Annotated in this window: 10 protein-coding genes; 3 read left to right on the top strand and 7 right to left on the bottom strand. The window is 45.4% G+C overall.

Annotation, left to right across the window (positions count from 1 at the left end):
* Positions 1 to 151 precede the first annotated feature (151 nt).
* The 3 genes from NZ043_RS11285 to NZ043_RS11275 all read right to left on the bottom strand — a co-directional run bounded on the left by NZ043_RS11285 (position 152) and on the right by NZ043_RS11275 (position 2,341).
* On the bottom strand, positions 152 to 949 hold the full coding sequence (locus NZ043_RS11285) for an NAD(P)-dependent oxidoreductase (protein WP_339312721.1): 798 nt from the start codon (positions 947 to 949) through the stop codon (positions 152 to 154).
* A gap of 367 nt (positions 950 to 1,316) precedes the next feature.
* A complete protein-coding gene (locus tag NZ043_RS11280) occupies positions 1,317 to 1,646 on the bottom strand; it encodes an AzlD domain-containing protein (RefSeq protein ID WP_062837141.1) in 330 nt (109 codons plus the stop codon).
* A complete protein-coding gene (locus NZ043_RS11275; protein ID WP_339312719.1) occupies positions 1,637 to 2,341 on the bottom strand; it encodes an AzlC family ABC transporter permease in 705 nt (234 codons plus the stop codon). The genes NZ043_RS11280 and NZ043_RS11275 overlap by 10 nt, the downstream gene beginning before the upstream one ends.
* Before the next feature lie 440 nt (positions 2,342 to 2,781).
* Here NZ043_RS11275 and NZ043_RS11270 point away from each other — a divergent pair, with 440 nt between their 5' ends.
* The gene (locus NZ043_RS11270) at positions 2,782 to 4,782 is read left to right on the top strand and encodes a methyl-accepting chemotaxis protein (protein WP_339311819.1); all 2,001 of its coding nucleotides are present in this window, start codon (positions 2,782 to 2,784) and stop codon (positions 4,780 to 4,782) included.
* Positions 4,783 to 5,257: 475 nt separating this feature from the next.
* Here the strand turns inward: NZ043_RS11270 and NZ043_RS11265 are convergent, their stop codons facing one another.
* Entirely contained in the window at positions 5,258 to 5,737 is a 480-nt protein-coding gene (locus NZ043_RS11265; protein ID WP_235193904.1) for a MarR family transcriptional regulator, read from the bottom strand.
* Positions 5,738 to 6,024: 287 nt separating this feature from the next.
* Here NZ043_RS11265 and NZ043_RS11260 point away from each other — a divergent pair, with 287 nt between their 5' ends.
* Both NZ043_RS11260 and NZ043_RS11255 read left to right on the top strand, forming a co-directional pair.
* Positions 6,025 to 6,426, top strand: coding sequence for a RidA family protein (locus NZ043_RS11260; RefSeq protein WP_339311817.1), 402 nt, complete (start codon positions 6,025 to 6,027; stop codon positions 6,424 to 6,426).
* A 24-nt stretch (positions 6,427 to 6,450) separates the two neighbouring features.
* Complete coding sequence (locus tag NZ043_RS11255; protein ID WP_339311815.1) at positions 6,451 to 7,947, top strand: monooxygenase; 1,497 nt, start codon at positions 6,451 to 6,453, stop codon at positions 7,945 to 7,947.
* Positions 7,948 to 8,135: 188 nt separating this feature from the next.
* Here the strand turns inward: NZ043_RS11255 and NZ043_RS11250 are convergent, their stop codons facing one another.
* The 3 genes from NZ043_RS11250 to NZ043_RS11240 form a co-directional block, all read right to left on the bottom strand.
* Positions 8,136 to 8,309: a hypothetical protein gene (locus tag NZ043_RS11250; protein ID WP_176873052.1), complete on the bottom strand. Its 174-nt coding sequence runs from the start codon at positions 8,307 to 8,309 to the stop codon at positions 8,136 to 8,138.
* Between the two features lie 99 nt (positions 8,310 to 8,408).
* A complete protein-coding gene (locus NZ043_RS11245) occupies positions 8,409 to 9,602 on the bottom strand; it encodes a DUF2087 domain-containing protein (RefSeq protein ID WP_339311814.1) in 1,194 nt (397 codons plus the stop codon).
* 216 nt (positions 9,603 to 9,818) lie between these two features.
* The gene (locus NZ043_RS11240; RefSeq protein ID WP_091038039.1) at positions 9,819 to 11,792 is read right to left on the bottom strand and encodes a methyl-accepting chemotaxis protein; all 1,974 of its coding nucleotides are present in this window, start codon (positions 11,790 to 11,792) and stop codon (positions 9,819 to 9,821) included.
* Positions 11,793 to 11,991: the final 199 nt, after the last annotated feature.

Raw genomic sequence — 11,991 nt, 5'->3', positions numbered from 1 at the left:
CATTTTATCCCCTTCGGCTAAAATAGAAAATAGCGTTTTCATCACTATATAAGTTGAACTACATATATTTACACTGACACTACGATGACAGAACAACCTTCCAATCGCTGTTATCGTATAAATGATTAATTCATCTTATATAGATGCCCATCTATGAATCCTTTGGTTCTTTCTCCACATGGCCTCCGCCCTGATAGGCTGTCTCATCCTGTTTGTCGGGAACGCCTCTAAGCTTTGCCTCTTCCCACAACTCGGCTGCATCATCCTGTGGATGGTATCCAATCTTCTGGGCCAGATAGCCAATATCATAGTAATTATCTGTATTTGCTGAAGTCCCGTACAGATTCAGATACTTCATATCCGAATCCGCTTCAATACAGCACTCAGCGAGCTGGACCATGTCTCTTGGTGAGATCCAGATATGAGCCGAGCGCTCCGAGTGCGGGTATGTATCACCTGAGAAGTTTCCAATCCGAATGTTGAATGAGGACAGGTCATATTTGTCGACGTAATAACGTCCCAGCAGTTCGATATAACATTTGCTAAGTCCATAGAAGCTGTCCGGCCGGTATGGGTCATCCACTTCAATATCTTCACCTGTAGGATAGAAGCCTGTCGCATGGTTGGAACTTGCAAAGATCACCCGATGAACACCGTTTAACCGTGCAGCTTCATACACATGGTAAGCTCCGGTTAGGTTGATCGGCAGAACTTTGCCCAGAAAATCTTCCTCATCCTTGGCCCATGCAATGTGCAGAACGGTGTGAACCCCCTGCATTAGTTCCTTCAGGCGTTCCCCATCGGTCACATCCATGGCTACAATGCCAGCTTCCTCGTCTTCACGCAGATCAGCTGCAACGATGTCATACGCACCCTTGGCTCTCAGCCCCTCCAGCAGACTGCGACCAATGACTCCGGCAGCTCCCGTAATTAACAACTTGCGCCTCAGTTCACTCATGAATCCAGCTCCCTTCGCTCAGATAGGCTATCTGTCCTCTATAGAACAGTATTAACCGATCCTGCGAAAGAGTTACCGGATATTACAATACAACCTATATAAGTTGGACTAGCCATTTACACGAGAACGCAGAGGACAGAAAGAACCTGAAGAAGCGAAGCTACAAGCTTTCTGCAAGAAAGCTACTTCGAAAGCATAAACCTCGACTAAAAGCTTTCTGAAAGAAAGCTTCATCGGAAGCATACGCTTATCACAAGATTTTCACCTTTATAAAAGTGAATTAAAAAATCTGGGGATAACAGTGATCGGAAGGTTGTTCTGTCATCGAAGTGGTTAGTGTAAATATTCTTTAGTTCAACTATCCGATCCAATATCGCAGTATCATCATAGCCACAATACCGACCAATACGGTTCCAAGCAGACTGCGTGTCCAGATAGCGACTGCAATCGTAGGCAGGGATGCCCACAGAGCTGCATTGTGCGTAATCGGCACCAACTGGTTGTCTGACATGAACAGTTCCTGACCAATCAGCGCTGCCATGACCGCTACGGGTACATATTCCAGCCAGCGTAACAACCACATTGGAATCTGTATCTTGCTGAACAGCATCAGTGGCAGTACACGCGGGATAAATGTTAACAGTGCCGAGCCCATAATAATCCAAAATACATCCCATCTTACTTCCATCGTTCCATGAACACTCCCATCGTTGCCGCAATGACTGCAGCCACAATGACACTCATGCTGCCAAGTGAAGCCATGCTGGCGAAGATTACACAGACAACGGCGATAATCGCCACATTAATGTGTATTTTTTTGTTTTTGCGATGCACCAACTGGAGTACAACCAGTCCAATAAACATCGCTGGCAGGGCATAATCGAGACCCAGCCGTTCCGGATTGGTGATCCAGCGTCCAAAGTACGCTCCCGCCATATTAGCCACGAACCAGTTCAGGTATGCGGTAATATTCAGACCGTGCATCCAGCGTTCACTGAGCCTTTCTCTGCCAATCGCACGTGTCATTGCCACGCCGAAAGACTCATCGGTAAGCAATGAACCAATCCACATATTTTTAAACGGAGTCAGATGCCGAAAATACGGCGATACAGCTGCACTGAGTAGCAAATGACGAAGATTCACAAAAAATATGGTGAACATGATGGCTACTGCTGACCCATTCGATGCGAGCATGCCTGCTGCAATGAACTGAGCCGATCCTGCATATAAAATCAGGCTGAGCAGTGCTGTTTCCGCCAGACTCAGACCTGCGGTCATTTCAATGACACCCGCCGCAAACCCAATACTCAAATAACCAAGCAGGGTTGGGATACAATCTTTGACCCCCTGCATGAATGTAGCCTGATCCTGGACCTCTTCCATGTCCTCCTGTCCAGATATCTGTAGTGTACTTTGGTCCAACTTCCGTACAACCCCTCTCCAATTTCTGTCCCCATAAACCGATATATATGGATGTAGATCCATCCAGGTCCATTCTTCATGAAAACAACTTCTTTGTGTATTCAACATGACCAGGTACATGCCTTATGGATTTCACATTTTGCAAAATTCACTTCACATTAATTCAGAAATATACCACAAGATTTGCACTAAGGGAGAGACAGATTAATTTTTATAGAACAGATGTAATCCTAAATACCTACAAAATCGAAAAAATATTTTCGCAAAACGCATAAATAATGTTGAATAAACTCGAATTTTGTCATACGATAGCACCAGAAACTTCTGGAAATGTTGGAAACTTTACCAGATTGGATATATCCACCAGGGAAATGGTTGGATGACACAGAGGGGGAATGTGTATGAAGAAGATTCGTAAACAAGGGGCTAAAAGAACGCTGCAGATGAGAGAGAAATTGATTTTGTCATTTGCCATCGTACTACTCATTCCCACAATCAGTCTGGGCATTATCTCGTTTCAAACAGCCGATGCCAAGGTTGAAGAGAAAATGTATGAAAACGCAATTAGCAATGTTACTGTGCTCAACCAGACCATTGACCAGATCATTGGTGCAACACGCAAAAATGTTGATTTCCTGGCAAGTCAGCTGGATGCAGGCAATGTCGGACCCAATCAGGGTGACGAGACAGATACCATCCGTACCTTGCTCGACGCGTATAAGGAAACCCATGATGATGTGGAACTTGCCTCCATCGGTACCGATCAGGGCGTGTATATTAACTCCCCTGTAACTGCGGTGAACAAAGAAGGATATGACCCTCGCGAACGCCCGTGGTATCAGGCTGCTACGCAGAACAAAGATGTCCCTACCGTAATCACCCCCTATTTATCAAGTAATACCGGCAATGTTGTTGCATCGGTAGCTCAGACCTCAGCGGATGGCCATGGTGTCGTCTCTGTCAGCCTGTCGCTTGAAGCCCTCTCGAAGACGGTTAATTCCACTAAGATTGGCGAGAAGGGTTATATCTATATCATTGATAATGCCAATAAAATCATTGTACATCCTACCGAAAAACCAGGGACCGAAGGAACCATGGCACCCTATAAAGATATTTTTGCACAGAAAAACGGAAGTCTGACCTACACACTAAATGGAAACCAGGAACACGCCTTTTTCTCCACCAATGAAACGACGGGTTGGACCGTGGTTGGTGTCATCGACAGTGGGGAAGTGACGGCTTCTGTCCGTCCGATTCTATACACCACACTTATTGTTGTAGCGATTGCAATTGCGGTAAGCTCCATCATTATTTTCTGGATTGTGCAATCAATCACCAAACCACTGAACCGCTTGGTGAAGGCATCTGACGAAATTAGTAATGGTAATCTGACCATCGAGGTTGCTGTATTAGGACAGGATGAATTCGGCAAGCTGAGCACCAGCTTCAATAAAATGAGTGAATCCTTGCGAACCGTTATTCAGGACGTGCGACACACGGCTGACGAGTTAACCGCCTCTTCCACACAATTGGCAGTCAACTCATCGGAGACAACCAAAGCAACAGAGCAAGTCGCCCTGATCACGGAAGAATCCGCAGCCGGACTTGAGAAACAAGCAAGCAGCCTGAAACATACGGCACTGCAAATGAATGAGCTTGCTGGAGGTGTGGGACAGGTAACGAATAGCACACAGCAAGTATCCGAAGCTGCCATGCAAGCAAGTGAGCTCGCGGATAAAGGGAATGCTACCATGCAGACGGCCGTATCGGAGATGAGTTCTGTCAGTCGCTTTGTGCAAGGTATGGCAGATACTGCTGGACGACTTGAACAGCATTCCACATCCATTGGTGAGATGGTATCTGTCATTACAGATATCGCTGCACAGACCAATTTGCTTGCTCTCAATGCTTCTATAGAAGCAGCACGTGCAGGAGAGCATGGACGTGGCTTCTCCGTAGTTGCCAGCGAAGTCCGCAAGCTCGCGGAACAATCCAGCCTGTCCGGCCAGAAGATTGTAGAGATGGTCGGAGCGATTCAAGAGGAGATTTCAATGGCCAACCACAGTGTACAGATCGGGCAACAGGATGTAAGCAACGGCATTCGTGCCGTTCAGTTTGCAGATGAAGCTTTTGCCCAGATTAGTGAGGCCGTCGGGGTCGTTAATCATCAGCTTGAGAACATTGCAGCCGCCTCACAACAGATGTCTGCAAGTACAGCCGAAGTGGTGCAATCCATTGATCAGATCCACGCCATATCGGAAACCAATGCCGATGGAACGGAGAACATCTCTGCTGCTACGGAGGAGCAAGTTGCTTCCATGCAGGAGATATCATCCTCTGCTGATTCCCTTGCCCATCTGGCTCACAAGCTGCAGAAGCTGGTGGAACAATTCAAGCTGTAATCGTTGAACTAAAGATTGTTTACACTAACACTACGATGACAGAATAACCTTCCAATCGCTGCTTTCGTACAGAAGATTAGTCCAACTTATTTAATAAATAGTCTGTAACATCAAAATCCCCTTTGCCATCACGTTGGCAGAGGGGATTTTGGTAATGATAGGACGTGAAATATGGCTGGATCGAAGGCGAAGGACGCTTCTTCTTCCTGATGAGCATCATCGATGTGTTCACCAACGTGTTTCAACTTGAGATCAATACTTCGCTAAAATATTGCATTTTGCGGACGAGGTTAAGCGTGTAATATTCTTGCCCTCGGTTCCTTTGTTTTCTGCATACTTTGTGCATGTCTTGTTTTCTGTCAGTTCTTCACTTTAATAGACCGCCCGATGAATTAATTATAAGCAGCCTCCCACTTGAACTGTATCCCCAATTGTTATTGATGTCTAACCTATGTACAACAATTTATTGGGTACGTTACCGATAGAAGTCCACCATATCTCCAAACAGCCGTTTAATAAATTCGAGCTCGCTTTCGTTATATCTTTCCAAAAATTCGTACATTCTTTGCTTTTCCTTCGTATGAAGCTCATCATGAGCAGCAAATAGCTTTTTGCCGATAGGCGTTAGCCGAAAATACACTTCCTTTTTGTTGTCGTTGAACTGGGATTTTCGCACCCAACCTGCCTTTAGTAATTTATTTGCGATCTTGGAGGTATTTCCTTTACTTAAATTGATTCTCTCCGCGATGGAAGTGAGATTGATCGGCTCCTGCTCTCCGATGCATGCAATGGTGTGCAGTTCCGTCATATTCAAGCTGAATTCTGATTCAATATGCTTCCGGATATCCTCCAGGTATGAGGCAGTTATTCGGGTTTCATATTGCTCTTTTTGCTCAAGAAACTGAACGAAAAATTCATGAATGGCCGTTTTGTTTTTACTGGCAGTATCCATCATTATGCTGGCTCCTCGACTTATTTGTTTTATTATATCATAGATTGTTCTCTGAGAAACATATGGGCATACCCATATTGGGATTGGGGTTGACATGGTAAATAGAAACTAAGTAAAATTATATTGTTTCGTATGAAACTAAAATTATATATAATTTTCATCACACTTGTTTTAACAGGCAATAAAAAAAGTTCTAACGAAACAATAATTGATGAAGGAGGTTTGACGGAAATACTTGTCCACTTTTCAAGAGGAAATTTAAAAAATATGGAAATGGAGCATACCTGCCTATGGAAGTCGTAAATCCGAAGACCTTGACGGATAAGGTTACATCTGTAATTTCTCATGTCGTGGTGACTACTGCCTCCAAATTGGCTTTCATCTCAGGTCAGGTTTCTGTAGATGAAACAGGAATATTGGTCGGTTCAGGGGACTATTACGCGCAAGCGATTCAAGTGTTCACCAACCTTAAGTATGCATTGGAAGCCGTGCGAGCGGATCCCTTGTACATTGTAAAAATGAATATTTTTGTTGTAAACCACAACCCGGAATTGATTTCGATTATTTTTGAGGCAGGATTTCATGTGTTTGGCCCTAACTGGCCGAAGACAGCAAGTACGTATATAGGCGTTCAAGCACTAGCCGATCCTGAATGGCTTATCGAAATAGACGCTATCGTGATTTTCCCATAATGTATAAGAAAAGAGGGTTTTGATATGAAATATGAAGTCATCCTGATTGGTGGCGGACCTGTCGGCATGATGCTGGCTGGGGAATTGGCATTAGCCGGTGTAAAGGTCTGCGTCATTGAGCGATTAAAAGAGACAACCCCTTATTCACGCGCGCTTACCGTACATCCTCGAACTCTTGAAATATTAGATATGCGTGGAGTGAAATCACAATTAATCAGTCAAGGCCGCTTACTTTCGAGAGGACATTTCGCCGGATTAGAAACTCCTTTGGATTTCACCGTTTTGGATTCTTCTTCCAATCACACTCTATTTTTACCGCAGAGTGAGACGGAGAAGGTGCTGGAGGAATGGGCGCTTAGCCTTGGTGCAGAGGTCTGGAGAGAGGTTGAGGCTCTATCTGTACACCAGGATGAGGATGGGGTTGACGTTAAGATCGCAGGACCTCATGGAGAAACAACGTTAAGATCAGCTTATGTGGTAGGTACAGACGGAGCCAGAAGTTTGGTTCGCAAGCATGCAAATATATCATTTGAAGGTACAGATGCGACCTTCACGGCAATTCTGGGGGATGCCATTCTATCTGATTTGGCTCCTATGAGTGTCATATCCCGGATTACAGAAAAAGGATTGGTCAGCATCATGCCGATCAATGATCATATGTATCGGGTCTTGATGATCGATATGGAGAGAAGTAACATCTCTAAGGATGAGCCCGTTACATTGGAAGAGTTTCGTTCATCGCTCATCCGTACGACCGGAAGCGACCTGGGATTGAACGATGTGAAATGGATGTCCCGTTTCGGAAATGCGACGCGGCAAGCGGGACGATATCGGAATGGTCGATTGTTCTTGGCGGGAGATTCGGCGCACATTCATTTTCCCGCTGGTGGACAGGGAATGAACGTTGGCTTACAAGAAGCGATGAACTTAGGCTGGAAGCTTGCAGGAGCAATCAAAGGCTGGGCTCCGGACTGGCTATTGAACAGTTATCATGCCGAACGCTTTCCATGGAATACGGCCTTGCTCCGGAATACCGAGGTCCAAACCTTGCTTCTGGACGTGACTCCCCCTATCACGGAACTTCGAAGCATGTTAGCTAAACTGATTCAAATACCGGAGGCAAATTATCAAATCGCCGCACAAGTTTCCGCAATGGATGTACATTATGCTCCAGACGCCGAAGCGCCTCCCCATCCTTTAAATGGGAAACGTTTTAAGGATCTAAGCTTAAAGCTGAAAGACGGGCAATTGATCAACGCCTATCCGTTACTACACAAAGGTACTTTTCTTCTGCTGCATTTCCATTCTAATGAACAGAATAGCGATGAATGGGAATCGTATAACAACCTTCAAGTTGTACATGCCTCTTTGGCTGAGGCTGACGCGGATTGGAACGACGTCCACACGGCGCTTATTCGGCCGGATGGGCATATTGCCTGGGCGATTCCTCTATCCGATCCAAATCCAATGCAAACCATAAATGAAGGAATCACTCGCTGGTGCGGAGACATTACCGTGTAGTCATTCGTTCGAGGTGCACAACTGACTTCCCATAGGGTGAACTTGTATTTGGGGCGTCTGAATGAACTATCACGGTATGCTGCACTTAAAAAAACGCAATGCAATGTTCTCCATGAGTATGAAAATACCGCCTGAGCGTTATTCAACAACGCTCAGGCGGTATTTTCATTTCTGAGAAAGAAGGTACTTTACGCTCCATTTCGTTCCGCAGCTGCAGATCGGCGACGCAGGGACAATGAAATAATAGCCGGGATCAGTCCAATGGCAACCAAAGCTCCACCAAGCAAACCAACGGATGCTAGCGAGATGCTTTCTACAACAATACCTCCGATTACAGCCTCTACAGCTGCCCAACTGCACAATAGAATTATTCGAACTCATGATGATCCCTGAAGCCTGAGAAAATTAAGCAATTCTATGCATTCGCTTGAATAAGAGGGGTTTGGTCCGGAATAACGGAGTTAAACCGATTGCTTTTTATCTCCGTGATATCCTTGATCTCCATAGGGCTCTAACTGTTCAAACCAGCGGTTCAGACATTTGGCGAGTGCATCTTTGGAATCGTAATACGGGTTATCGTCTTGTTTCAATGTCTCCAGCACCTCGATCACAAACGCAGTCTCTCCATATTCATTCCATTCAGCCTGCAATCTTCGATTCAGATGGCTACCCATCTGTAACATAAAACGTTGTCCGTTAATGGTTTTCAGGTTCAGTGTGCTGTCGATATAAACTTTGCCGTTACGTTCATTCCGAATCTGGTAGACGCCCGCTTCCGTTTTAACTTCTTTAGCCTGTTCCTGCAATTCTTTGCGACGATTCATCTTCTCCTGCTCCCCCTTTTCTTTGCGCTCCTGTTTTCCAACTTCGGCGCTCTGTTGATCTGCGTGGCTTCCCAGCCAATACTGACTGCCGTCTGGCTCACGTTCCAGCAAACCATAGTCGACGAGATACCTCCGTATTTCCACGTAATCATCATTAACTTCCTTCAACAGCTCATTGACCTGTTTCTCGGAATATTTGCGCTCTGTCTCGAATCGTTTGGCAATTTCGGTGAGCACGATATATTTATGCTTTTGCTGCATATGAAACGTCGTCAGCGGACCTCCGTTACCCTCTGGAAAATACTTGTTTAGCACCTTTTCCCGATCCTGTTCTGTAATATCAAATGAGTTCGGATGGATCGTATGTCCATGTCTTGTCACCGGTGACACCCATTCGGCTGGAGCCTGGGTATCCTTGCTTTTGAGCAGTTCCATTAATGCCAAGAATATCTTGGCCTGTCGTTCCTTCTCCTTTAATACAAACCGATGATTACGGATCGTGGAGGCACTCCCGATACCAAGGGCCTTCTGTACTTCAGCATCCTTCTTTCCTTCATAAAACTGGGCCAGCAATCCACGCTGGACATCAGACAATCCGGTTACGCTTTTATCCAGCTCCAGCAAATACTCAAATACCGATCCATGAACCTTCTCAATATGCACTCGCATATAACGGGCTGCCTCATAGAGCACTCCTTCTTCAGGGTAGATAATCCCCGCTTCCGTCCTGTAACCGCAGCAGACACATATATAGGCGAGACCCTCCTCCATATAACCACGCTTGATCTCTTCCAATGAAGCTGTTTGCAACCAGGATTCCGATGATTTCATGTAAAAGCTCCTTTTTATCATTGTATGGTCATCCAACTGTATACTAATTAATTATTTTATAATTTTGTTTGTTTATATATAGACATAATATAATTTTGTTTATTATATGTCAATATAACGGAAAAGGATGCTGTGTTTGAAGACATAATGGATACCCCTTGTTCAACAGAAAAAAGACCGCAAGGTCGCAACCCTGCAGTCTCATATCAATCCCTGTTACAACTTAAACCGTTCAATCATGCTTTGCAGATCTTCAGCCATACGTGACAACGCTGCCGAAGAAGCTGCAACCTCTTCCATTGTAGCCAACTGCTCTTGAGCCGCCGCTGATCCATCTTCCGTTCCAGAGGCAATTCTGTCCGACAGAACCATGGTATCACTTACTGCCTTGTTGACATGACTCATGCCACCATCAATTTGACGGGAAGCCGCAGATACTTCTCCAGCTTGTGCAGCCACCAACTGAACCGCAGTACGGATGTTATGGAACGCTTCGCCCGCTTCTGTAACCATCTGCGAACTCTTCACCATACCTTCTCCCGTACGGGCAAAAGTCGATTGCACCGCATTGGTTTTCTCCTGCATCTCATGCATAAGCTCATTAATCCGCTCGGCTGAAGCGCCTGAACTGTGAGCCAGTGTCTTCACTTCGTTGGCTACAACCGCGAATCCACGCCCTTGTTCGCCAGCTCTTGAAGCTTCAATGGACGCATTCAAAGCAAGAATGTTGGTCTGCTTGGCAATGGCTGTAATCTCGGCCACAATCACAAGAATCTCTTCATTTTTGGCGCGCAGATCCTCAATGACCACAGACATGGCTTTGCTCTCGTCATTCACTTGCTGAATATGGGTAACCGCTTCTTCCACTGTAACCATACCCGCTTCCGACTTGGTGGAAGCATCCAGAGCGATACGAGCGGTGTCTTCAGCACTTGATGAGATCTCTTTGACTCCAATGGACATTTCGCCCACGAGTTGACCTGTAGCAGCAAGACTATTGTTCTGCAAAGTCGTTCCTGCAGCTGCATCCTGCATCAGTTCGGCCACCTGTTCTGTGGCTTTGGATGTCTGCTCAGAACTTGCCATCAGCTCTTCAGAAGATGCGGCCAGCTGGCTGGACGTATCATGTACCTCTCCAAGAACATTGCGCAGTGATGTCGTCATCGTATCGAAGCTTTCCCCAAGTTGTCCGAACTCATCCCGGCGCTGCAAACCTACCCGAACGGTGAGATCTCCTGCGCTTACTTTGGATGCTGCCTGAGTTAGTTGCAGCAATGGCCGGTGTATGCTGCGGATAATGAAAATAAGCAGAATCAACCCAATAACCAATGCAGATGCCACAATTGTAATTGAACGGATCAAAATAGGTCTTACGGCTTCACTTGCTTCAGAAGGAACCATCTCACCAACAATTTTCCAACCTGTCACCGGATTCGTGAAATACACAGCTTCCACTTCGTGACCATCATATGTATACTTCACCGTTCCGCTTTCCTTCGTATACATCTCATTAATGTAGCTTTCATCCGACTGTGTACCGGATTCAATATTGTAGTGGAACAGGAATTTACCCCCGTTATCCAGCATGTACAGTTTTCCTTCTTTACCAATACGTATCTGATCAACGGATTCTTTCAGATGATTGAGACTGACATTGGCTCCGAATACCCCTTTGCCGTCAGCCAGCTTGACCGCTGCGGTCACAACCCATTCGCCCGTCGAAGCCGACTGGAACGTATCCGAGATTACCGGTTCATCCTGGGACATACCCATCGTATACCATGAACGTTCTCGAGGATCATAATTCTGTTCCTCGGATTCAGGGGACTTCATCCAGCTACCATCTTCGGCACCTGCGGTAAGTACACCCAGTTCCTTATGATTCTGAGACATCCGATCCATCTGCCTTTGCAGCGCAGGGGATTTATTAATAATATCGTTTGAAGTAATACCCGCAGCCATCTGCGCTGCGTTATCCTTCTCCATATCGAGCATTTGATTTATCTGCAGACTAAGCATTTCTGTTTTGGCCTGTGCGGAACGAATAATCTCCATTTTAACCTGGTCAGCAGCTTTTTGATAAGACAACCATCCCACGGTAATGCTCGGTACTATCAGGAACAGGAGCAATGCAGCAATCAGGCGTTTTTTTACGGTTAAAGTAAACCAATTTCGAATCCTTTTCTTCATTTTAACTATCCCCCATCATAATCTTCACCCATCCTTTTATCGGACAATCGCTGTAAAAATATTATGTATAGATACTAAATTAGTACAAATTTAATTTAAATGATCTGATCAGATGATATGGATTATATCCGCTTAATCATTTTGACCCTCTACGCGAGATCGTTTACAATGCTCATAAGCTGGCTATTCATGAAACGAT

It is taken from the genome of Paenibacillus sp. FSL k6-2145, from assembly GCF_037976585.1.
GTDB lineage: Bacteria > Bacillota > Bacilli > Paenibacillales > Paenibacillaceae > Paenibacillus.
This window is presented reverse-complemented; position numbering and strand designations above follow the sequence as displayed.